The sequence below is a fragment of the Rhizobium sp. 0TCS1.26 genome, assembly GCF_050455525.1.
GTDB lineage: Bacteria > Pseudomonadota > Alphaproteobacteria > Rhizobiales > Rhizobiaceae > Neorhizobium.
In genome coordinates, this window is the sequence record NZ_JBCIYV010000002.1 from 359,529 (window position 1) to 382,692 (window position 23,164).

Consider the following 23,164-nt stretch of genomic DNA (forward strand, 5'->3'; position numbering starts at 1 on the left):
CGCATTGCCGTTTGAGCGGCCTTTATCACGTCCATCGACTGCCTGAAATTCTCGGCGCCCTTGCCTGCGAGGTCACGGGCCCGGCGCTCAGCTGCTGTCAGGCGATGGCGGCTTGTCCCCAGGCACACCGCCGGGTTCGCCTTCAGCGCTCTCGGCGCGCTGCCGCTTTTGCCAAAGCTCGAGCGCCCTTTGTTCGATGAGCGCCTGGACGTCATGCAGCGCCTCCTCATAACCGGTCTCTTCCGCCAGCCGCTCGGCTTCGGCAGCGCGATCGCGCGCCAGCTGCCGCTGCAGGCTGTCCACCTTCTCGAGCGTCCGAACGATCAGGCTCATGGCATCGGTCGCCGCCTTCAGGTCCGCACGTGCCAGCTTCTGGGCCGCCTCGTCGCCGTCAGCGGCCAAGCCCTCGGCGTTCGATCGCATCTGGCGGAAGGCGATGAATTCGGCCCGCAACTCGCGGGTCATCTCGCTCAGCAGCAGCCGCAGATCATCGCTTCCCTGGGCAGCCTCGGCATCCGCCGACTTGAGCTCCAGCAGAACGCGATCGGCTTCGGCCTTGACCGTCCCGACAAGCGGCAGGTCTTCCTCAGCCAGGGTCCCCGTCAGACGAAAGCCGGTTTCCATGCCAGCTGCATCGGCCATCGGCACGTCGTCCCAGAGCCCGAACAGCGACGGGTCCAGCTGGTCGAACATGTCCATGGCGGTCTCCGGTATCAAAATGATCATGCCACCGCTCGCGCTCCCGATGGAGCGGCGTCGCGTCAGACCTGCAGGAAGCGGATAAAAAGACGGCCCCGGTTTCAAGAACCTGGGGCCGTTGACTGGAAGCACTGTCAGCCGGCGAAGCCGCCGGATGCAATTCTTCGACTGTGATCAAAACCTATCAAACCAGCGTCACGCCGTCAAGGACTATTTTCCTATCCGTCTGTTTTTCGGCGCCGGTTCGGCGCTGCCCGCATCCGGCGAGGAACATTCGGCCAAGGCCTGCGGTTCTCCATCAGACCCTGCCCCAGCGAAGGAAGCCGAAATGTCTCTCGATCCCGCGCCGACGCCGTTTCCCACCGTCCCCGTCACGCTCACCGTCAACGGCCACCGACATCAGCTCGACGTGCCGCCGTTCGTCACGCTGCTCGACCTGTTGCGCGGACGGCTGGAGCTCAACGGCACGAAGAAGGGCTGCGATCACGGCCAGTGCGGCGCCTGCACGGTGCTGGTCGACGGCGTGCGCATCAATTCCTGCCTGAAGCTCGCCGTCAGCCTCGATGATTGCGAGATCACCACCATTGAGGGGCTCGGCACGCCCGACAACCTGCACCCGCTGCAGAAGGCCTTCGTGGAACGCGATGCTTACCAGTGCGGCTACTGCACGCCCGGGCAGATCTGTTCCGCCGCGGGAATGATCTCGGAAGGTCATGCCAAGACCCGCGAAGAGATCCGCGAACTGATGAGCGGCAACCTCTGTCGCTGCGGCGCCTACACCAACATCGTCGATGCGATCGAGGATGTCATGGGCGCCGACCAGCACGCGGTTCACCGGGAGGCAGCGGAATGAGGGATTTCACCTATCTGCGCGCCACCGATATCTCGGAGGCGGTTGCCGCGCTTGCCGCGCGGCCGAATGCCCAGCTGCTCGCCGGCGGAACGAACCTCGTCGACCTGATGAAGTACGACGTCGCCCATCCGGATGCCGTCATCGACATCAACAGCCTGCCGATGAAGGAGATCGAGGTGCTCGAGGGCGGTGCCCTGCGCATCGGCGCGCTCGCCACCAACAGCCAGGTCGCCTATGATCCGCGCGTCCAGTCGGACCTGCCGCTTCTCTCCTCGGCGATCCTGGCGGGGGCGTCGGCACAGCTGCGCAACGCCGCGACCACCGGCGGCAATCTCCTGCAGCGCACCCGCTGCTACTATTTCTACGACCCCTCGACGCCGTGCAACAAGCGCGAGCCGGGCTCCGGCTGTTCGGCGATCGGCGGCGTCAACCGCATCCATGCGATCCTCGGTGCCAGCGACGCCTGCATCGCCACCCATCCGTCGGATATGTGCGTGGCGCTCGCGGCGCTCGATACGACCGTCGAGGTGGTCGGGCCGGACGGCACGCGCGACATTCCCTTCCTCGACTTCCACCGGCTTCCCGGCGACCACCCGGAACGCGACAACACGCTGCGCAGCGGCGAGATCGTCACCGCGATCCGCGTCGCAGGCGGCCATTTCCGCCGGCACCAGAGCTATCTGAAGCTGCGCGACCGACTGTCCTATGCCTTCGCGCTGGTTTCGGTCGCCGCCGCCCTCGATCTCGACGATGGCAGGATCATCGATGCCCGGGTGGCGCTCGGCGGCGTGGCCCACAAGCCGTGGCGCGATCCGCTGGCAGAAGCAGAACTCGCCGGCCAGCCGGCAACGCGCGAGGTCTTCGAGGGCTTTGCCACGCGCCTTCTCGCCCAGGCCCGCGGCCAGGGTGAGAACGACTTCAAGATCCCGATGGCACACCGCGCCATCGTTCGCGCCTTGACGCAGGCGGCCACGGGCCGTTCGCAGATCCAGGCCGAAAAGCGCATCCGCTGAGGAGGACGAGACATGGCAGAAACCACTCCGCCGAACGGCCGCGTCGTCGGCTTTCCGCTGTCGCGCATCGACGGCCCGCTGAAGGTCTCCGGCAAGGCGCCCTATGCGGCCGAACACCATCCGGCCGGCCTGCTGCACGGCTTCGTCACCATCGCCACCATCGGCGTCGGCCGGATCACCGGCATCGATACGACGCAGGCGGAAGCGGTCCCGGGCATCGTCAAGATCTACACGCATGAGAACCGGCCGCGCACCGCTTGGTGGGACAGTTCCTGGAAGGACGAGGTAGCGCTTCCCGGCCATCCCTTCCGGCCGCTCGAAAACGACCGCGTGCTCTATGACGGGCAACCCGTCGCCTTCGTCGTCGCCGAAACCTTCGAGGCTGCCCGCGATGCCGCCTCGATGATCCGCGTCTCCTATGCGCCGGAGGCGTCGCACACGGATCTCACCGAGGAGCGGCAGAACGCCTACGTGCCGAAACAGAAGCGCAGCGGCATCGCGCCGCCGCCGCCGCCGCGCGGCGATCCGGACGCGGCGTTCGAAACTGCCCCCTTCAAGATCGATGCGCAATACATCCACGAGGGCGAGTATCACAACCCGATGGAGCTGTTCGGCTCCACCGTCATCTACGAAGGCGACGGCCGCCTCACCATCCACGACAAGACGCAAGGGTCGCAGAACTCGCAGAACTACGTCTGCGGTGTCTTTGAGCTTGATCCTGCAAACGTCCGCGTCTTCAACAGCTATGTCGGCGGCGCCTTCGGCTCGGGCCTGCGTCCCAAGCACCAGCTGTTCCTGTCGACCATGGCGGCGCTCGATCTGAAGCGCAGCGTGCAGCTGGAGATCAGCCGACGGGAAATGTTCTACCTCACCTGGCGCCCGGCCACCGTCCAGCGGGTGCGGATGGGCGCCGATGAAACCGGCCGGCTGGTGGCGGTTCTGCATGATGCGGTGCAGGCCACCTCGCTCTACGAGGATTACCAGGAGGTCGTCGTCAACTGGTCCGGCCTCGCCTACAAGTGCGACAACGTCAAGCTGACCTACGAACTGGCGGCGATGAATGTCTCGACGCCCGGCGACATGCGGGCACCGGGGGCCGCGACCGGCGTCTTTGCGCTGGAATCGGCGATCGACGAACTGTCCTACGAAGTCGGCATCGACCCCCTGGAGATGCGCGTGCGCAACTTCGTGCATGTCGACCAGAACGAAGGCAAGCAGTTTACCTCGAAGGCGCTGCATGCCTGCTACCGCGAGGCTGCCGAGCGGTTCGGCTGGTCGCAGCGCCTGCATGCGCCGCGCTCCATGCATGACGGGCAGGATCTCGTCGGCTGGGGCATGGCGACCGGCATCTGGGAGGCGCAGGTCACCCAGGCGGCGGCGCGCGCCCGGCTGGACATTGATGGCTCGGCTACTATCTCGGCCGCCGCCTCCGATATCGGCACCGGCACCTACACCATCCTCGGCCAGATCGCCGCCGACTGCTTCGGCCTTCCCGCCGATCGCGTCACCGTGCGGATCGGCGATTCGTCTCTGCCCAAGACCAGCGTCGAGGGCGGCTCGTGGACGGCGGCATCGTCCGGCTCGGCAGCCCAGGCGGCCGCAACCGCAGTGCGGGCGACGCTCCTCGCCCACGCCAAGAACATGGACAACTCGCCGCTTGCCAAGGCCACCGTCGAGCAGACGGCGATCCGGGACGGACGCCTGGTTCTCGACGTCAACGACCAGATCGGCGTGTCGATCGACGACATCATGGCGTCGAAGAACATCACCTTCGTCGAGGAGGAAGGTCAGGTCGGTCCCGACCAGTCGAAGATGAAGGTGTTCAGCAGCTATACGCATTCGGGCATCTTCGTCGAAGCCAGGGTCGACGAAGAGCTTGGCGTCGTGCGCGTCACGCGCGTCGTCATCGCCGTTGCCGCCGGCCGCATCCTCAACCCGAAGACCGCCCGCAGCCAGGTGCTCGGCGGTGTGGTTATGGGCATCGGCATGGCGCTTCACGAGGAGGGTCTCGCGGATCACCGCAGCGGCCGGATCATGAACCACAATCTCGCCGAGTACCATGTGCCGGTGAATGCCGACATCCACGACATCGACGTCATCTTCATCGAGGAGCACGACGACAAGGCGAGCCCGATCGGCGTCAAGGGGCTCGGTGAAATCGGCATTGTCGGCGTTGCGGCGGCTGTCGCCAACGCCCTCTACCACGCCACCGGCAACCGGGTGCGCCACCTGCCGATCACCATCGACAAGCTGTTTTACGCCAAGGAGGCCGCAGAATGACGCGCCAGATCCCAGACCGACTGCAACGCTACCATCCGGGCGTCGAGGATGTTCAGCCGGACGAGCCGCAGCTTGCCCAGGCGCTCACCGAAACCATGCTGTCGATCTCCTACAAGACCTATGCCGACAGTGCGCATGCGACGCGCAGCGTGCATGCCAAGAGCCACGGGCTGCTGGGCGCCGAGATCGAGATCCACGACAACCTGCCGGCGGAGCTGTCGCAGGGGTTGTTCGCCAGGCCCGCCACCTACGATGCGGTGATCCGCCTCTCGACCACCCCCGGCGATATCCTGCACGACAGCGTCTCGGCACCGCGCGGCATGGCGCTGAAGATCCTCGACGTCGAGGGTGAACGCCTGCCGGGCTCGGAGAAATCCACCTCGCAGGATTTCGTCATGGTCAACGGCAAGGTGTTCAACTCGCCGAGTGCCAAGGCATTTCTAACCAACCTCACCCTTCTGGCGGCGACAACCGATCGCGCCGAGGGCCTGAAGAAAATCCTGTCGAAGGTGCTGCGCGGCGTCGAAAGCGCGCTCGAAAGCGTCGGCAAGGAGGTCACGCCGCTGAAGGTGATGGGCGGCCAGCCGCTGACGCACATGCTCGGCGAGAGCTTCTTTACCCAGGTGCCGGTGCGCTTCGGCGACTATATCGCCAAGCTCGGCGTCGTGCCGGCTTCCGAGAACCTGAAGGCGTTGGTCGACCGGGCGGTGGAGGTCGCCGGCGATGCCAATGCCCATCGTCATCTGATCGAGGAGTTTTTCGAGACGGAGACCGCCGTCTGGCAGCTGAAGGCGCAGCTCTGCACCGATGTCGGAGAGATGCCGATCGAGGACCCGATGGCGCTCTGGGACGAGGACAAGAGCCCGTATCTGACCATTGCCACGATCACCGCCGGGCCGCAGACCGCATGGAGCGAGGAACGCGCCGAACAGGTCGACGACGGCATGAAGTTCTCGCCGTGGAACGGCATCCGGCCGCACCAGCCGCTCGGCCAGATCATGCGCCTGCGGCAGATGGCCTACGAGCGCTCGGCCGCCTTCCGCTCGGAACGCAACCCGACTCCAGTCACGGAACCGCGCAGCTGTCCCTTCGGCCACGGCGCGCCCTCAAGCGTCGTCGAGGACACCGGCGCGCGGGTCTTTCCGTAAGGATTGCCTAGCAACCGATCCGGGCGGCGGATGACGCCACCCGGATCGGGGGCCAATGGGCTTGGGCGCGCGTCGCTAGGCATCGGGCAGCAGGCAGTGGGCAATCGCGCCTGCACTGCCCCTCTCCCCATAAGCAGCGCTGCGCTGCCGGTCCGCCGTCGCCAAAACCCTCAGGCGGCGGAGAATTTAACCGTCACGCCGCGCTGGCGAAAATAGGCCTGCATGAGCTTGCGGCCGGAGCGGTTGTTCTGCACGAGCTTCGCCGGATCGAAGACCGCCTCTTTCAGGCCTTCGCGCGCCAGGGCCGCCTTCAGAGCCGCGATATGCATGTCGATGTCTGCATTGTCCGCCTGCAGCGATTGATAAATGCGGTCTGTTGCTTCTGCTACGGTCGGCTCGCTCACGGGTCCACTCCTGTTGTCGTTGGCTGGCGCTTAGCACGTTTCGCAGCGTCACCCTATCGTCGTTAAGACTATCCACGGCAAACAGTGCCGAGTGCGGCGACCGGCCTCCCACGGACATCCATGCAGCCGGCAGGCATGAGAAGCGCAACCGATCGGCGCCGGCGGTGGACAGCCGCGCCGGCGTGATGGGGTGCCGGGGGGAGCACTGTAACCTACTGCCTACTGCCTAGTGCCTGCTGCCTCTTCCCTATTCGCTCTCCACCTCACGTGCCGCAGAACGTCCGCAGCACGCGCTGCTCGTCGCGCGGCGACTCGGCGTAGGCTGCAAATTCCGGCCGGTCCTCGTAGGGTGCCTGCACCGCATCGAGCAGCCGGTTGAACGGTCCAAGGTCGCCGTCGAGGGCCGCGGAAATCGCCTCCTCGATCCGGTGGTTGCGCGGGATGATCGCCGGGTTGACCGAGCGCATCAGCGCTGCCGCCCCGGCCGCCGAAGGTTCGCGGGCCAGCCGCTCGCGCCACAGCGGCAGCCAGGCTTCCGCCTTCTCCCAGGGCATGAAGCCCTCGACGAAGGCCGCTTCGGCCTGCAGGCGCGCCTGCTCGTCCGCCTTGCCATCTCCGGCGGCTTGCGCGCTCGCCAGATCGGCAAGCCGGCGGAAGGTCAGCGTGAAGTCAGCCCTTCCCTCGTGCATGGCTGCCAGCAGGCCCTGCACCAGGTCGGCGTCGCCCGGCTCCTCGCTGTTGAGCCCGATCTTGCGGCGGAAGACGGCGATCCAGGCTGCCTGGAAGCGTTCGCCGAACCGTTTCAGCACGCCGTTCGCCTGATCGACGGCGGCATCCTGGTCCGCGTCGATCAACGGCAGCAGGCATTCGGCCAGCCGCGCGATGTTCCACTGGGCAATCCCCGGCTGGTTGCGATAGGCGTAGCGGCCCTGGGCGTCGATGGACGAAAACACCTTCATCGGATCGTATTCATCCAGGAAGGCGCAAGGGCCGAAATCGATGGTCTCGCCGGAGACCGTCACGTTGTCGGTGTTCACCACCCCGTGGATGAAGCCGATCCCGAGCCAGCGGGCAACAAGCTCCGCCTGCCGTTCTGCCACCCGCTCAAGAAGCGCCAGATACGGTTTTTCCGCTGTCTTCAGGTCGGCGTAGTGCCGGTCGATCACGTAGTCGGACAGCGTCCGCAGCCCGTCGATGTCCTCTCGCGCGGCGAAGAACTGGAAGGTGCCGACCCGCACATGGCTTGCCGCGACGCGGGTGAACACCGCCCCCGGCAGCGTTGTCTCGCGGTAGACCGGTTCGCCGGTGATAACCGCTGCCAGTGCCCGTGTCGCCGGGATGCCGAGCGCCGCCATGGCTTCCGAAACGATGTATTCGCGCAGCACCGGGCCGAGCGCCGCGCGTCCGTCACCGCGCCGTGAGAACGGCGTCGGCCCTGCCCCCTTCAGCTGGATGTCGCGCCGGATGCCGGCGGCATCGACCACCTCGCCGAGAAGGATCGCCCGGCCGTCGCCTAGCTGCGGCTGGAAGTTGCCGAACTGATGGCCGGCATAGGCCATGGCCAGCGGCTCGGCTCCCGGCGGCAGCACGTTGCCGGAGAAAATCGCCGCCAACCGGGCGGTGTCATCCTCGTCAAGGTCGAGACCGAGATTTTTCGCAAGCGGCCCGTTGAACTTGATCAGGGTCGGGCCTCTAACCGCCTCCGGATAGACCGAGGCATGAAAGCGTTCGGGCAGACGTGCATATGAATTATCAAACTTGAACAATGGCTTATTCCTCATCTGCAGCGGATCGAACGGCATGGTCGTAGCACCCTTTGAGTTCGATATGGGTCGCCCGGAGGGATCCGCAAGGCATCGGCCGGGCTGCTGCGCGGCGCCTGTTTTGGCGGCGTCCAGATGCATTTTCGAGCATTCCTGACACACTGTTGTAATTTAGCTACAGCTTTGTGAGCTGGGCGCACTAAATGGGTTCTCATGTCTAACCAAGGGAATGCACCCATGAAAAAGATCCTGTTTCTTGCAGCCACGGTTGCCCTGACTGCTTCCACCGCCGCTCTTGCAGCTGATGCCGTCGAACAGATCCCGGAAGCACCGGTTGCTGTCGAGACCGCTGTACCGTTCTCGTGGAACGGCGCATATCTCGGCGTGCTCGGTGGCTACGGCTGGGGCAACGGTGAAGGCTCCGTACCTGGCTTCGGCGCCTCCGACGATTTTGACGGCGGCCGCGTCGGTGGCTTCGTCGGTTATAACTGGGAACTCTCCTCCGGGTTCATCGCCGGTATCGAAGGCGACGTGAACTACGACTGGAACGACAACAGCTACGGCGGCGTCGAAGTCGGCACCGACGTGTCGGGCTCGGTTCGCGGCCGCGTCGGCTTTGCCATGGACCGCGCGCTGATCTTCGCAGCCGGCGGCTGGACCGCCACCAACGGCTACCTGGACGGCGCTGGCGTTGACGAAAGCGAAACCTTCAGCGGCTGGACCGTCGGCGCCGGCGTCGACTACGCCTTCACCGACAAGATGTTCGGCCGCGTCGAATACCGCTACAACGATTTCGGCGACAAGGACATCGGCGGCATCAATGCCGAGTTCGACCAGCACATCGTCAACGTCGGTCTCGGCGTGAAGTTCTGATCCTGATTGCGGCCGGGGGTTTTCCTCCGGTCCATCGTAACGAGCCCGGCATCCCCGGGCTCGTTTGCGTTTAGGCGGGCCTCAGGCCAGCGCCAGGCGCTCCGGCGTATAGCCGGCATCGCGAATGGCGGCTTCCGCCTTTGCCGCATCGCCGCCATCCAGCGTCACCCGGTGGCCGGCCAGATCGACAGCCACCGGCACGCCGGGAAGCGTGCGGGCGAGTGCCTCGCGCACGGTCTTTTCGCAGTGGCCACAGGTCATGTCCGGCACGTTGAACGTCGTCATTTTCGTCTCCTTTTCGATAAAAGCTTTCCGGCGTCAGCGACGCACGGGTTGTTTCGCCGCTGCGGCGGGCGGTGGAGCCTTGCCAGCCAGATCCTCGAGGATCGGGCAGTCCGGCCGGTGATCACCGCCGCAGCAATGAGCCAGGTGTTTCAGCGTCTTCACCATCCCCTGCATCTCGGCGATCCGCCGCTCCAGGTCGGCGATATGGCTCGTCGCCACCTCCTTGACCGCGGCGCTCTCGCGATCCCGGTCCTGCCACAGCGCCAGCAGACGCTCGGTTTCCTCCAGCGAGAAGCCGAGGGAACGGGCCCGGCGGATGAAGCGCAGCACGTGCACCTCGTCCTCGCCATAGACGCGATAATTGTTTTCGCTGCGCGCCGAGGGACGGATCAGGCCAATCTGCTCGTAATAGCGGATCATCTTTGCCGATACGCCGGATGCCTCGGAAGCCTCGCCGATGTTCATGTGCGTTTGTCCTTCACCTCGATCCGCCGCAGCCTCAGCGCATTGCCGAGCACGAAGACGCTCGAAAGCGCCATGGCGCCGGCCCCGATCATCGGCGACAGCTGGATGCCGAACGCCGGGTAGAGCGCACCGGCTGCCAGTGGCACCAGAGCGATATTGTATCCGAACGCCCAGAACAGGTTCTGGCGGATATTGTTCATCACCGCCCGGCTGACGGCGATCGCATCGACGACGGCCGACAGGTCGCCGCCGGACAGCACCACATCGGCGCTCTCGATCGCCACATCCGTTCCCGTTCCCACGGCAATGCCGATATCGGCGGCCGCCAGCGCCGGCGCGTCGTTGATGCCGTCGCCGACGAAGGCCACCGTGCCGCCCTTGGCCTGCAGCGCCCGTATTGCCTCGACCTTGCCTTCCGGCAGCACCTGCGCCACCACGTCGTCGATGCCGGCCGCATCGGCCACGGCGCGGGCGGTGCGGGCATTGTCGCCGGTGACCATCGCCACCCGCAGGCCCATCGCCTTCAGCCGACCGATCGCCGCGACGCTCGTTGGCTTCATGGGATCGGCCACCGCCAGGATCGCCGAAAGCCTGTTGTCGATGGCCGCATAAAGCGGCGTCTTGCCGGCGCTGCCCAGCCGTTCGGAGGCAGCCGCGAATTCCTCGACCGACAGTCCAAGCTTTTCCATGAAGCGATCGGCGCCGACCGAGACCCGGCGTCCGTCGACCGTCGCTGCGATGCCGTAGCCGGCCACCGCCTCGACATTCGAAGCCTCGCCGACCGCGAGCCCACGTGCCTTGACGGAGGCGACCAGCGCCTCGGCCACCGGATGCTCGGAGCGCGCCTCGACGCCCGCCACCAGCGCCAGGACCTCGTCCTCATGAAAGCCGCTCGCGGTGATGATGTCTGTCAGTTCCGGCCGTCCACGGGTGATCGTGCCGGTCTTGTCGAGCACCACCACATCGACGTCGCGCAGCCGTTGCAGCGCATCACCCTTGCGAAACAGCACGCCCAGATCCGCGGCGCGCCCGGTACCCACCATGATCGAGGTCGGCACGGCAAGCCCCATGGCGCAGGGGCAGGCGATGATCAGCACCGCGACCGCCGCCACCAGCGCATGCGGCAGCACCGGCTCGGGGCCAAGCATCCACCAGCCAAGGAAGGTCAGCGCCGCCACGGCGATGATCGCCGGCACGAACCACGCGGTCACCCGGTCCACCACCGCCTGGATCGGCAGCTTGGCGCCCTGCGCCTCCTCCACCAGCCGGATGATCTGCGACAGCATCATCTCGGCGCCGACCTTTTCGGCCCGGAAGCGGAAACTGCCGGTGCCGTTGATCGTGCCGCCGACGACGCTTGCGCCCTGCTGCTTGGCCACCGGCAGCGGCTCGCCCGAGATCATCGATTCGTCGATATTGGAGCTGCCGTCGATCAGCGTGCCGTCGACGGCGATGCGTTCCCCCGGCCGGACGACCAGGATGTCGCCGGGCATCACCTCGTCGGTCGGGATATCGAAGGTCTCGCCGTCGCGTTCCACCCGCGCCGTCTTTGCCTGCAAGCCGAGCAGCCGCTGGATCGCCACTCCCGTGCGGCCCCGCGCCCGCGCCTCCAGCATCCGTCCGAGAAGGATCAGCGTGACGATGACGGTGGCGGCTTCATAGTAGACGAAGCGCGACTGTGGCGGCAGCAGGTCCGGCGCAAAGGTCGTGACGATCGAGTAGCCGTAGGCGGCCAGCACGCCGAGCGCCACCAGCGAATTCATCTCCGGCGCACCCTTGACGAGCGCCGGAATGCCGGCTTTCAGGAACCGCAGGCCGGGGCCGAAGATCACCGCCGTCGCCAGCGCGAGATAGGCATAGTAGAGCGTTTGCGGCGCGATCACGCCCATCAGCGCGTGATGGAAGGGCGGATAGAGATGACCGCCCATTTCAGCGACAAACAGCGGCAGCGTCAGCACCGCGGCGATGATCAGGTCGCGCTTCAGCCGCCCGGCATCCTCGTCATGATGGCTGTGGCTGTGGGTTTGGATGTGCGGGCTTTCCCCGCCCTCCGCATGCGCGTGATGCGTCTTCGATGCCAGCGCCACGCCCTCGGCCTGCAGCGCAGCCGCCAGCCGCCGGCGCATGTCGCGGCCAAAAACCTCGGCGGAAATCCGGCTGCCGTCGATCTCGACGCGCACAACGCCCGAAACCGCCTGCAGCACCCGGCGCAGCCGATTGGCCTCTGCGTCTGCGGGCGCTTCCGCCAGCGTCAAAGCTACCGTTTCAGACTTCGGTTCGTAGCCGGCCTTGCGGATCGCCTCGGCCAGCAGCGTGGCGGAAAAGCCCTCGCCCGGCTCGACGCTCAGGCTTTCGGTGGCGAAGTTGACGGCGCTTGTCGATACACCCGGCACCCTGCCGGCAGCCGCCTCCACCCGCCGGACGCACGAGGCGCAGCTCATGCCCTCGACGGGAATGACGATCGGGTGGCTTTCGGCGGTGGTTCTGACGGTCTGGTTCATGGGACGGAAACCTCGTTTCCCACCCCATGTAAGGCTTCCCATCATGGGAAGGTCAAGGCCTCCCGCACACTATTGGAAAAACACCGTGCGCGGCCTGATCTAGCGGGCGAAGCGGCGGGCGGCGGCCACACAGGCAACCACACCCAACGTGGCGCACAGCATGGCCGGCGTCACGGCCTCGCCGAGCACGGCACCGGCCAGCAGCAGGCCGAAAAAGGGCTGCAGAAGCTGCAACTGGCCGACCGCCGCGATGCCGCCCTGCGCCAGGCCGCGATACCAGAAGATGAAGCCGATCAGCATGCTGAACACCGAGACATAGGCGAGACCCGCCCAGGAGGGCGCGCCGACCGCCGACAGATCACCCGGCAGCGTGACGAGTGCCAGCACCGCCATCGGCGGCGCGGCCAGCAGCAGGGCCCAGCAGATCACCTGCCAGCCGCCGAGCCTGCGCGACAGGCTCGCACCCTCCGCATAGCCGAGGCCGCAGAGGAGGATCGCCGCCAGCATCAACAGATCGCCGGCAACAGAGATCCCGCCGCCATTGTCGGCGAGCGCGAAGCCTGCGACCAGCGCGCTGCCGAGGCTGGAGAACACCCAGAAGGCCGGGCGCGGCCGCTCGCCACCGCGCAACACGCCGAAGATGGCGGTCGACAGCGGCAGCAGGCCGATGAAGACGATCGAATGGGCGGAGGTCACATGCTGCAGGGCAAGCGCCGTCAGCAGCGGAAAGCCGGCAACCACCCCGACCGAGACGATGGCGAGCGATGCGAGATCGGCACGCGTTGGCCGCGGCTGGCGAAACACCGACAGCAGCATCGCCGCCAGCAGTGCCGCGATCACCGCCCGCGCGCCGGTGAGGAACAGCGGCGACAATGCCGCCACCGCCACCCGGGTCGCCGGCAGCGAGCCGCTGAAAATGATGACGCCGGCCATTCCGTTCGCCAGCCCGCCCTGGATTTCTTTCATCACGACCTCGCTTTCCTGTCCCGGATTACGGCGAAAGCGATGGCAGGAACAGCAACGATACGGTACGATTTCGCCAAACTGTATGGCTCTCGGTAATGGTACGGATGATGGATCAGAACACTGTTCGTGAGACGAAGGCAGACGGCACCCGACCGCCGGGCCGTACCGCACAGGTGATGGCGGCCATACGTCACCGCATCGACAGCCGCAGCCTGGCCTCGGGCGACCGCTTGCCATCGGTACGCGGCCTTGCCTCGACCATGGGTATCTCGCCGTCGACAGTCGTGGAGGCCTATGAGCGGCTGGCGGCGGAAGGGCTGATCCGCGCGCGGCCGGGCTCCGGCTTCTATGTCTGCGATCGGCCGCCCGCGCCGCTCAAGCTTGCCGGCGGCGTGACACCACGCGAGCGCGCCGTCGATCCTTTCTGGGTGTCGCGCCTGTCGCTGGATGCCGAACCCGGCATGCTGATGCCCGGCTGTGGCTGGCTGCCGGCCGACTGGATGCCGAGTGACGCGCTGCGGCGCGCCCTCCGCCACCTGTCCCGCGCCGACGATGCGCTGCTCTCCAACTACGGCTCGACGCGAGGCTCGGCGACGCTCAGGCGGCTGCTGGTATCTCGCTTCGCCGATGAAGGGCTGCCGGTCAATCTCGACCAGATCCTGCTCACCGGCTCGGGCAGCCAGTCGCTCGATCTCGTCTGCCGGCTGCTGCTGCGGCCGGGCGATTGCGTGCTGGTCGATGACCCCTGCTATTTCAACTTCCAGACGCTGCTCAGAGCCCACCAGGCACGCGTCGTCAGCGTTCCCTACACGCCGAGCGGGCCCGACATGGACCGCTTCGAGGCGATGGTTGCGGCCGAGACGCCGCGCCTCTACCTCACCAATTCTGGGCTCCACAATCCGACGGGCGCCACACTGTCTCCGGCCGTCGCGCATCGCGTGCTGAACGCTGCCACACGCGCCGGGATGATGATCGTCGAGGACGAGATCTTTGCCGATTTCGAGCCGGATCCCTCCGTGCGGCTGGCGGCGCTCGACGGATTGCAGCAGGTGATCCGCATCGGCAGCTTCTCGAAAATCCTGTCCGCCTCGGTGCGCTGCGGCTATATCGCCGCCCGCGCCGATCTCTGCGAACAACTCGTCGACCTGCAGGTGGCCAGCAATTTCGGCGGCCCGAGCCCGGTCTCGACCGAACTTGTCGCCCAGGTTCTCTCGGGCGGCGGGCTGCGCAAGCATGTGGAAGAGGTACGCCGCAAGCTGTCGCAGGCCCGGCGCGAGACCATCGACCGGCTGGCCCAGCTCGGCATCACACCGTGGATCATGCCGCGCGGTGGCTTCTATCTCTGGTGCCAACTGCCGGAGGGGTGCGATTCCGCCGACCTGGCCCGGCTCGCCATCGCCGAGGGCGTGGTGCTGGCCCCCGGCAACGTGTTCAGCGTCGCCCAGACCTCCGCCGGCTTCATGCGCTTCAACGTCGCGCAGATGACCGATCCGCGCATCTACGCAGTGCTGGAAAAGGCAATGAGAGCCTAAAGGGGCGTTGGAGGCGCGGGAGCTAGAAACCGTCAGGCCACTGCTGCGCGCCGTGCAGAAGCCGCAGGATGCGGATCCTGTCAGCCCCCACGTGATAAGCGATGATGTAAGGCGTGCCGGCGACAACCAGTTCACGCGTTCCGTCCACGCGGCCGGCGCGTCCGCTCATCGGAAACTCGCACAGGTGGTTGGCAGCAGCCGACAGTCTCTCGTCAAGCCGGATCGCTGCTTGCGGATTTTCCGCCAGCACATGATCGAAAATCGCCTCGCGGTCAGCCACGGAATGGGCTGACCAGATCAACATCATGAACGTTTGGCTTTGCCGGCAGCATCCCGGCGACTGGCGAAATGCTGTTCGACCTCGGCGTGCAGGACATCGGGTCTGTCGTCCGTTAAAGCCTCCAGAACCTTTCCGCGGAACCAGGCATCATGCGCCTCTTTTTCCATGAGAAGCTCTATCGGCGGCGCACCTTCTTCTGCCGTCCGGGTCAGCAGAATCCGCACGGCATCGGAAATCGTCAGCCCCATGCCTTCCAGCACGGTTGCGGCGCGGTCACGCACATCGGCGTTGATACGCGCCTGGACGAGGGCATCGGCGCTCATCGCAGTTCTCCCGTTGAGCCCCGAGTGTACATCAGGTGAATGACGTTGTCAGGAGCCGCCGCCTTATCCCTGCACGTGATCGCGCCAGTCGTGCTCCTCGCGAAAGCCCAGCACCTCACGGATCTTGCGGTTGCTGATCGGCGCTCCGAATTCCTCCAGATCGCCGACGATCGGCGTTTCCGGCGCCCATTTTGCCAGAAACTCCCGGGTCGGCTCTTTGGCGGTGATCGTGTCGTTCACGGCATTGAACACCTGGAAGCCGAGGCCATCCTTGGCAACGCAGAGATCGACGATCTGGCCGAGGTCGCGGGCGTCGATATAGCTCCAGGCATTGCGCTTGCGGCACGGCGGATCCGCAAGATAGCCGGGAAAGTTGTCGTAATCCTCCGGCGAGACGACATTGCCGATGCGCAGTGCATAGACATCGGCCTTGTAGCGCATGGCAAAGGCGCGCGCCGTCTTCTCGTTGACCACCTTGGAAAGCCCATAGCTGTCCATCGGGTCGACGTCATACTCTTCCGTCAGCGGAAACTGATGATAATCCTTGTCGCCCTCGGCAAAGCAGACGCCGTAGGTGGTTTCGCTGGAGGCGATGATCACCTTGCGGATGCCGAGCTTCACCGCCGCCTCGATGACGTTATAGGTGGAGGTCGCATTTTCCGCGAAGGTGACGTTGTCCGGGCGGATGAGGATGCGCGGCACGGCGGCGAAATGCACCACCGCATCAACCGGCGCCGGGCCCCTGCCGGTCTCCAGTCCGTCAAAGCCGAAATGCGTCGACAGCGCGTTGAACACCTCGCCGCTGTCGGTCAGGTCGGTGATCAGGGTCGCGACCCGGTCGCCGGGAAACGGCTGGCGGTCGAGGTTCAGCACCTGATGGCCCTTGTCGAGAAGATAGGGCACGACGTGCCGCCCCGCCTTGCCGCTGCCGCCGGTAAAGATGATCCGCTTGCCCATGGTATTTTTCCTCCCGCATGACATGTCGCGGCAGAGATAGCGCGACAGGCAGCGGTTGGGAATGGGCGCGTGCGGGTGCGGTCGAGGACCGCCTGTCGGCGTCAGGACTGACGAGCCGCTCCCGCCACGCACTCACCCGCCGACTTCGTCTGCCAGACCCGACGCTTCAAGCAGCGCGTCTGAACGCAAAGCGCTCGCCGTCGGCGGTCGAGACCAGCCCCATGCGGAAGAGCGAGGCGAGCACCGCCTGCACGGCAGGAAGGCATTTGCGGCCCTGCTTGAAAGATGCGGCGATGGCTGCCGCATCGACTGGCCCCTCCGCTTCCATCAGCTGGTGCAGCACCGCCGGGGTCTGGTCGCGCTCGTCGGTGGGGAAGCTCGGCTTCGGGCCTGACACCGCCGCAAGGATCGCCTCGCCGAGATCGGCCTCCATTTGCTCTTCCTTTTCCTTCTCCGAGCCGAAACGCGGGATCTGGTAATCGGGCCGCAGCCAGCGCACTTTTCCGCGCTTTTCCTCCTTCGCCCGCTCCTTGTTGAGTGCGACGAGATTGGCCAAGACCTCTTCCGCGGGCAGATCGACCGGCCAGCCATAGGCATCCGCCACGGCGAGATCGAGCCGCTCGTGCAATTCCTTCAGGATCAGCACCAAACCGTCATCGAAAATGCGGCGCTCCTTGTCGTTCAGCTCATCTGGCCTGGCGCCGGCCTTCAGCCGCTCCAGCACATTGTAAAGCCCCGTCAACGTCAGGTGCGGATGCGCCTCCAGAACGCGCTTGCGATGGGCATCCAGCTCCTCGGCAATTGCGCCGATTTTTTGCTTCTGGGCTTCAGAAGTTTCCGGGAATGGGAAGGGGTCGAAAGTGCGTGTCTTAACGTAGACAGAGTCGTTGCCGACACCGAGCCAACTGCCAGATCGCATAGCCCAGAAAACGTGAAACTTCGAAGATAATTTGCCCAGAGAGTAGGCGTCGAACAAAGCAATTATGAACAGCTTATTATCCGGTATGATAGCACTCTCTAAAAACTGGAAGACACGGTGCTTTGCTGTTTCAACTGTCACGATATATCGATCGATATTTTCCAGTGCTGGACGGATTTCATCTCTTGTTCTGCCGAAGAGCCACCAACGCCTTTTGATATCAGCATCCCGGTTCGTATCTCGCTCAGGCTTAACTGTCGTTAGCAGGTGTTGATATACCTCAGGATAGTGTGACCTCACCTCCTCGGCACTTAGTCCAAACATGTCGATGATCATCAAGTCTCGTGAAGACGCCATCAAATCCCGACCGTTGCGAAAAGGTCGGATCCGTTCGATCAACCCTTTTCGGGTGCTGGCCCCTAGCTTCAGCAGCATATTGCGATCCACCAAGAAGCCTGCCCCGTGAAGCTTCATTCCAGCTGAAGTAATCCCTCTTGTCGCTGCTAGCTCCACCGCCGCCGTTACATCCACCCCAACGGTCAAATCCGAATTGATCCTGCCCGCCTTCTCGGCAAACAAAATCACCGGGCTGTCCGTCTCGACGCCCTCCTCCGCCGTCACCTCCAGCAGCCGCCCGTCGTGCTTCCCCGCCTGTGCCACCGTCATGGCGATGCGCACGGCGGCGCTGTCGCGGGTCACCTTCGTCCAGGGATGGTCGGCCACCGCCATGGTGAGCGACAGCGGCTTCTTGGCATCCAGATAAGGCTCCATGACCCGGCGCTGAAAGACCTGGCTGATGGAGTTGGTGGTGACGAAGCCGAAGCGCTTCAGCTTCGTCTTCGGACGCAACAGCATTTCGGCCGAGCGGTCCCACCAGTACATGACGAAATCGGCGCTCTCGTTCATGTGCTTGTGGGCCTTCCACAGCGCCTCCGCATAGCCGCCGCCCATCCTGGCGCGGATATCCTTGCCGCCGACAAACGGCGGATTGCCGACGATGTAATCGGCATCGGGCCATTTCGGCCGGCGCGGGTTGGGATAGGTCTCCTTGCCGTCGACGACTTTCGGCATGGGACAGCCGTCCCACAGCAGCACCGAGTCGCGGTTCTCGATATTGTGGAAGGCCTTCAGGATCGGTTCGGAGGGGGCGACGCCGCGATTGCGAAAATGCCATTGCAGATGGCCGATCCACAGGACCAGCTCGGCAATTGCCGCGGCGCGCGGATTGACCTCAAGCCCCAGGAACTGGTGCGGATCCACCGTGTGGCTTTCGAGCGCAAGACCTTCCTGGCCGCCGAGGTTGACCAGCGCCTCCAGCACCTCGCCTTCCAGCCGCTTCATCAGCTCGAGAGAAACATAGAGGAAGTTGCCGGTGCCGCAGGCCGGATCGAGCACGCGGGTCTCGCAGAGCCTGTCATGAAAGGCCTGCACGGTCTTGATCGCCGCTTCGGCTTTCCCTTCCGCCTTCTGCCGATCGGCGGTGGAACGGGCATTGTCCCATTCGGCGCGCAGCGGATCGATGACGGTGGCGATCACAAGCCGCTCGACATAGGCGCGCGGCGTGTAATGGGCGCCGAGCTTGCGCCGGTCGGCGGGATCGAGCGCCTGTTCCAGAAAGGTGCCGAAGATGGCAGGCTCGACATCCTTCCAGTCGTAGCGGGCCGCTGCCAGCAACTCGCCGATCTCTTCTTTCGCCAAGGGCAGCGCGCGGCGGTTCTTGAAGAACTCGCCGTTGAATTTCTTGACCTTCTCGCGGATGGTTGCGGTAAAGCCGCCCTCGTCCATGGCCTTCCAAAGGTCTTCCATCATGCCCGGAAAGATTTCGGGCTTTTGCGCGCAATCTTTCAGGAGTTCCTTGGAGCTGTCCTTGGGCAGCAGCTCGACATCTTCCGCAAACATCGTGAACAGCATGCGCATCAGGAACATCGCCACCTCTTCGGTGGCATGGCCGGATTTTTCCAGCGCCTGGCTGACCTTGGCGATGCGGACGGCGATCTCGCGGGTGACCTTGGCGGCATGGCGGGAGGGATCGAGCGCGGTCGGATCGGTCCAGATCGCTTTCAGGCGCTCGCGCACGGCCTCATCGCGCAGGTCCTCCAGATAGATGCGGAACGAGCGGCGGTCGGGGAACTGGTCGTAGGCTTTTCCGTCGCGGCGAAACTTCGCATAGACCTCGATCGCATGACCGACATCGCAGACCAGCACGAAGGGCGGCGGTTCGTGCGAAGCCGGCAGCAGGCGCACATAATTTTCCGCCTGCGCCCGGGCGTTCAGCATCAGCACATCCCAGGAGCGGTTGGCGCTGGCACGTTTTCCGCGCGGTGCGGTCTCCTCGGCCAATGCCAGGCCCGGAAGCTGCGGCGTACCGGTCAGCTTTTTATCGCCAGCCAGCCGGCTCTGCTTGGCCTCCAGCACGAAGCAGTCGCGCTTGTAGAGATCGATGCGCCGTGAAGACGCCGCACCTTCGCGGGCCGGCACCTTCACCACCCGCTCGAAGACGTAGTCGTTGTCTTCGTGGGCTGCGGAAGCCGGGTCGGGATGATCAAGCCCCAGAAGGCCGCAAAGCTCCGTCAGGAAGAGCGCATAGTTTGCCCGCTCCTGGCCACCCTCCTGCCCCTGCCACCGCGCGATGAACGCCTACCACGCTCTATCAGTGAACCCGGATCATAGTCATCGCATAGGCCGAGGCCACGGGGAAAAGGTGGGTGGAGGTATCATCCCAAAGACGTCGTGCCGGATTTCGGCCCCCTCTGGCTGCCGCCATCTCCCCCACAAGGGGGGGGAGAACCTTTGCGGCAACCGAGCAGGCTTCAACGTGCTTCGGCGGGGCGGCTGGGTTAAAGCCCTCCCCCTTGTGGGGAGGGCTTGGGAGGGGCTTTCTTAACAGGCACAGTCCCCTTGTGGGGAGATGTCCGGCAGGACAAAGGAGGGTTAGCACATGCGTAACTCGGCAGGACAGAGTGGGCGTCCACACTCAAAACTCCCTACTGCCTGCTGCCCTGTTCCCTCCCACTCACCGCCGCTCCTGCGCCCGGTCGCCGACATGCAGCGGCCAGTCGATCAGGTAATCCTCGAAATCGTCGACATCGACGGTCTCTTCGGACACGGTGCGACCGCGCGCCGAAATGCCGGCCTGGTGCACCGTCTCCGGATCGCCGGAGACCAGCGGGTGCCACCAGTAGAGGTCCTCGCCGTCGCGCACCAGCCGATAGCCGCAGGTCGGCGGCAGCCAGGGAATGTCGCGCACGCTGTCGGGGGTCAGCTGGATGCATTCCGGAACGAATTCCTGACGGCGGGGGTAGTTGGAACAGCGACAGCTGTCGCCGTCGAGCAGCCGGCAGGCGACCGAGGTAAAAGCCACCTCGCCGGTATCCCAGTCCTCGAGCTTGTTCAGACAGCACAGCCCGCAGCCGTCGCAGAGGCTTTCCCACTCCGCCACGGTTAACTGTTCAAGGCTTTTCGTCTTCCAGAAAGGATTTTCCATCTTGCCATTTCACGCACCGGCTGAACATATCGTGTCCTTGAGAGGACCTTGCAGGCGGCGACTTTTGGCGTGCGTCAACCAATTGTCAGCGATTGCCGAATAGAGACATCGGACGGCTTTTCGTCCTTCGTGTCCCGGGCGTCAAGCAAGTGCAGGTCCGAGGAAGGAAAATCCAACCGTGCAGGACGATCCCCAATCGCCGGAACCGGAACGTCGCCGCAGGCGGCATCTGCTGCTACGCGTCGACAGCTGGATCGACTCCACCGTCTGGAACCTCGGCTTCAAGCTCTCCGAGATCTGGGAAGAGATTACCATCTTTTCCAGGAAATTCCGCGTCCGCGGCGGAAAAAGGGTGATCGTCGAGCTCCTCGACGAGGGCATGACGTTCGGCACTGCCGGCATGGTTGTGCTGCTGGCGCTTGCCATTCCGGCCTTCGAGGAGACCAAGGAGGATTGGCGCTCGCGCGGCGATTTCGCGGTCACCTTCCTCGACCGCTACGGCAATGTCATCGGCCATCGCGGCATCATCCACGAGGATTCGGTGCCCGTCGACAAGCTGCCCGATCATCTGGTGAAGGCAGTTCTGGCGACCGAGGACCGGCGCTTCTTTTCGCATTTCGGCATCGATTTTCTGGGCCTTGTGCGCGCCATGAGCGAAAACGCCAAGGCCGGCGGCGTCGTGCAGGGCGGCTCGACGCTCACCCAGCAGCTGGCCAAGAACCTCTTCCTCACCAACGAGCGGTCGATCGAGCGCAAGATCAAGGAAGCCTTCCTGGCGCTGTGGCTGGAAGCCAACCTGTCGAAGAAGGAGATCCTGTCGCTCTATCTCGACCGGGCCTATATGGGCGCCGGCACGTTCGGCGCAGCGGCGGCGGCACAGTTCTACTTCGGCAAGAACATCACCGAGGTGAACCTGGCGGAAGCCGCGATGCTCGCCGGCCTGTTCAAGGCGCCGGCCAAATACGCCCCGCATGTCAACCTGCCGGCCGCTCGCGGGCGCGCCAACGAGGTGCTGACCAATCTCGTCCAGGGCGGCCTAATGACCGAAGGTCAGGTGATCGCCGCACGCCGCAATCCGGCCACCGTCATCGACCGGGCCGCCACCCCCGCCCCCGACTATTTCCTCGACTGGGCCTTCGAGGAGGTGCAGCGGCTGGCCGGCGACGGCCGGCTGAAGAAGCGTTCGGTGGTGGTGCGCACGACGATCGACATGGGCCTGCAGCAGGCAGCCGACGAGGCGATGGAATCGTCTTTGCGCGAATATGGCGAGAGCTACCGCGTCAAGCAGGGCGCGCTGGTGATGATCGAGACCGGCGGCGCCGTACGGGCCATGGTCGGCGGGCGCGATTACGGCGAGAGCCAGTTCAACCGCGCCACCAAGGCGCTGCGCCAGCCGGGATCGTCGTTCAAGCTCTATACCTATACGGCGGCCATGGAGAAGGGTTTTACGCCGGAATCGGTGATCTCGGATGCGCCGATCACCTGGCGCGGCTGGTCGCCGCAGAACTACGGCCGCTCCTACAAGGGCCGCGTGACGCTGCTTTCGGCCATGGCGCAGTCGCTGAACACGGTTCCCGTGCGGCTGGCCAAGGACGAGCTCGGCACCGACAAGATCGTCGAAACGGCAAAGCTGATGGGCGTCGAGACGCCGCTGCGCTCCGACAAGACGATCCCGCTCGGCACCTCGGAAGTCACCGTCATGGACCAGGCGACCGCCTATGCGGTGATGCCGGCCGGCGGCCTGCAATCGCGCCGGCACGGCATCGCCCAGGTGCTCGATTACGAGGGTGATGTTCTCTACGATTTTTCCCGCGACGCGCCGGCACCGCAGCGCGTGGTCTCGGAAAAGGCCATGTCGTCGATGAACCGCATCCTGACGCAGATCCCGGTGATCGGCACGGCAAAGCGCGCAGCGCTCGATGGCGGCATCGTCACCGGCGGCAAGACCGGCACATCGCAGAGCTACCGCGACGCCTGGTTCATCGGCTTTACCGGCAACTACACGACGGCCGTCTGGTTCGGCAACGACGACTTCACCTCGATGAACAACATGACCGGCGGCGCGCTGCCGGCGATGACCTTCAAGAAGCTCATGGACTATGCCCACCAGGGCATCGAGCTCAAGCCCGTCCCCGGCATCGACAATCCGCTGCCGCACGGCAACCACGCCAGCGGCCCGGCGGTGGCCGCCAAGGGCAGTGAGACCGGCCTGCCGCCGCTCATCCGGCCCCGCTCGCTGTCGGCGGAATCGACCCGCATCCTGCGCGGCATCGCCGAAAGCCTGACCAAGGCCTCCGACCTCGGCCGTTCATCGCAGAAGGTGGCGGACGCGACCCTGCGCAGCCAGACGGGCGAGCCGGAAAAGGGTCGGCCGTAGGTCCGGACATTGCCAGCCTCAATAAATGTAGCTACATTTATC

Annotated in this window: 19 protein-coding genes; 7 read left to right on the top strand and 12 right to left on the bottom strand. The window is 65.0% G+C overall.

Translation table 11 applies throughout. The annotated features are described in order from the left end of the window. Positions 1–87: 87 nt before the first annotated feature. A complete protein-coding gene (locus tag AAIH46_RS08850) occupies positions 88–699 on the bottom strand; it encodes a hypothetical protein (protein WP_430305487.1) in 612 nt (203 codons plus the stop codon). Positions 700–1,027: 328 nt separating this feature from the next. Here AAIH46_RS08850 and AAIH46_RS08855 point away from each other — a divergent pair, with 328 nt between their 5' ends. Genes AAIH46_RS08855 through AAIH46_RS08870 form a run of 4 tightly spaced genes read left to right on the top strand, consistent with a single transcriptional unit; the run spans position 1,028 to position 5,993 of the window. Continuing rightward, the gene (locus tag AAIH46_RS08855) at positions 1,028–1,552 is read left to right on the top strand and encodes a (2Fe-2S)-binding protein (protein ID WP_430305488.1); all 525 of its coding nucleotides are present in this window, start codon (positions 1,028–1,030) and stop codon (positions 1,550–1,552) included. Next, positions 1,549–2,565 carry an FAD binding domain-containing protein gene (locus tag AAIH46_RS08860; RefSeq protein ID WP_430305489.1) on the top strand — a complete coding sequence of 339 codons (1,017 nt, stop codon included), beginning with the start codon at positions 1,549–1,551 and terminating at the stop codon, positions 2,563–2,565. The genes AAIH46_RS08855 and AAIH46_RS08860 overlap by 4 nt, the downstream gene beginning before the upstream one ends. Positions 2,566–2,577: 12 nt before the next feature. After that, positions 2,578–4,845, top strand: a complete 2,268-nt coding sequence (locus AAIH46_RS08865; protein ID WP_430305490.1) for a xanthine dehydrogenase family protein molybdopterin-binding subunit — start codon at positions 2,578–2,580, stop codon at positions 4,843–4,845. After that, positions 4,842–5,993 carry a catalase family protein gene (locus AAIH46_RS08870; RefSeq protein ID WP_430305492.1) on the top strand — a complete coding sequence of 384 codons (1,152 nt, stop codon included), beginning with the start codon at positions 4,842–4,844 and terminating at the stop codon, positions 5,991–5,993. The genes AAIH46_RS08865 and AAIH46_RS08870 overlap by 4 nt, the downstream gene beginning before the upstream one ends. Before the next feature lie 170 nt (positions 5,994–6,163). Here AAIH46_RS08870 and AAIH46_RS08875 read toward each other — a convergent pair whose 3' ends face one another. Both AAIH46_RS08875 and AAIH46_RS08880 read right to left on the bottom strand, forming a co-directional pair. Continuing rightward, complete coding sequence (locus tag AAIH46_RS08875) at positions 6,164–6,397, bottom strand: hypothetical protein (protein ID WP_430305493.1); 234 nt, start codon at positions 6,395–6,397, stop codon at positions 6,164–6,166. 263 nt (positions 6,398–6,660) lie between these two features. Further along, positions 6,661–8,178, bottom strand: a complete 1,518-nt coding sequence (locus AAIH46_RS08880) for a protein adenylyltransferase SelO (protein ID WP_430306523.1) — start codon at positions 8,176–8,178, stop codon at positions 6,661–6,663. Between the two features lie 219 nt (positions 8,179–8,397). Here AAIH46_RS08880 and AAIH46_RS08885 point away from each other — a divergent pair, with 219 nt between their 5' ends. Beyond that, positions 8,398–9,033, top strand: coding sequence for an outer membrane protein (locus tag AAIH46_RS08885; RefSeq protein ID WP_430305494.1), 636 nt, complete (start codon positions 8,398–8,400; stop codon positions 9,031–9,033). An 81-nt stretch (positions 9,034–9,114) separates the two neighbouring features. On the opposite strand, the gene AAIH46_RS08890 is transcribed toward AAIH46_RS08885, so the two are convergent. From AAIH46_RS08890 to AAIH46_RS08905, 4 genes are all read right to left on the bottom strand, one after another. After that, positions 9,115–9,318: a heavy-metal-associated domain-containing protein gene (locus AAIH46_RS08890; RefSeq protein WP_430305495.1), complete on the bottom strand. Its 204-nt coding sequence runs from the start codon at positions 9,316–9,318 to the stop codon at positions 9,115–9,117. A 33-nt stretch (positions 9,319–9,351) separates the two neighbouring features. Further along, positions 9,352–9,783, bottom strand: a complete 432-nt coding sequence (gene cueR / locus AAIH46_RS08895) for a Cu(I)-responsive transcriptional regulator (protein ID WP_430305496.1) — start codon at positions 9,781–9,783, stop codon at positions 9,352–9,354. After that, positions 9,780–12,284: a heavy metal translocating P-type ATPase gene (locus AAIH46_RS08900; protein WP_430305497.1), complete on the bottom strand. Its 2,505-nt coding sequence runs from the start codon at positions 12,282–12,284 to the stop codon at positions 9,780–9,782. The genes cueR and AAIH46_RS08900 overlap by 4 nt, the downstream gene beginning before the upstream one ends. Positions 12,285–12,383: 99 nt before the next feature. Further along, positions 12,384–13,250 carry a DMT family transporter gene (locus AAIH46_RS08905; RefSeq protein WP_430306524.1) on the bottom strand — a complete coding sequence of 289 codons (867 nt, stop codon included), beginning with the start codon at positions 13,248–13,250 and terminating at the stop codon, positions 12,384–12,386. A gap of 107 nt (positions 13,251–13,357) precedes the next feature. Here AAIH46_RS08905 and AAIH46_RS08910 point away from each other — a divergent pair, with 107 nt between their 5' ends. Next, the gene (locus AAIH46_RS08910; RefSeq protein WP_430305498.1) at positions 13,358–14,782 is read left to right on the top strand and encodes a PLP-dependent aminotransferase family protein; all 1,425 of its coding nucleotides are present in this window, start codon (positions 13,358–13,360) and stop codon (positions 14,780–14,782) included. 22 nt (positions 14,783–14,804) lie between these two features. On the opposite strand, the gene AAIH46_RS08915 is transcribed toward AAIH46_RS08910, so the two are convergent. The 5 genes from AAIH46_RS08915 to AAIH46_RS08935 all read right to left on the bottom strand — a co-directional run bounded on the left by AAIH46_RS08915 (position 14,805) and on the right by AAIH46_RS08935 (position 20,745). Then, on the bottom strand, positions 14,805–15,089 hold the full coding sequence (locus AAIH46_RS08915; protein ID WP_430305499.1) for a type II toxin-antitoxin system RelE/ParE family toxin: 285 nt from the start codon (positions 15,087–15,089) through the stop codon (positions 14,805–14,807). Beyond that, complete coding sequence (locus AAIH46_RS08920; RefSeq protein ID WP_430305500.1) at positions 15,086–15,385, bottom strand: type II toxin-antitoxin system RelB/DinJ family antitoxin; 300 nt, start codon at positions 15,383–15,385, stop codon at positions 15,086–15,088. Before AAIH46_RS08920 ends, AAIH46_RS08915 begins: the two co-directional genes overlap by 4 nt. A 63-nt stretch (positions 15,386–15,448) precedes the next feature. Continuing rightward, on the bottom strand, positions 15,449–16,342 hold the full coding sequence (locus AAIH46_RS08925; RefSeq protein ID WP_430305501.1) for an NAD-dependent epimerase/dehydratase family protein: 894 nt from the start codon (positions 16,340–16,342) through the stop codon (positions 15,449–15,451). Between the two features lie 166 nt (positions 16,343–16,508). Then, a complete protein-coding gene (locus AAIH46_RS08930) occupies positions 16,509–19,892 on the bottom strand; it encodes a class I SAM-dependent DNA methyltransferase (protein ID WP_430306525.1) in 3,384 nt (1,127 codons plus the stop codon). A 382-nt stretch (positions 19,893–20,274) separates the two neighbouring features. Further along, positions 20,275–20,745, bottom strand: a complete 471-nt coding sequence (locus AAIH46_RS08935) for a YcgN family cysteine cluster protein (RefSeq protein WP_430305502.1) — start codon at positions 20,743–20,745, stop codon at positions 20,275–20,277. A gap of 178 nt (positions 20,746–20,923) precedes the next feature. Here AAIH46_RS08935 and AAIH46_RS08940 point away from each other — a divergent pair, with 178 nt between their 5' ends. Continuing rightward, on the top strand, positions 20,924–23,122 hold the full coding sequence (locus tag AAIH46_RS08940) for a transglycosylase domain-containing protein (RefSeq protein WP_430305503.1): 2,199 nt from the start codon (positions 20,924–20,926) through the stop codon (positions 23,120–23,122). Positions 23,123–23,164: the final 42 nt, after the last annotated feature.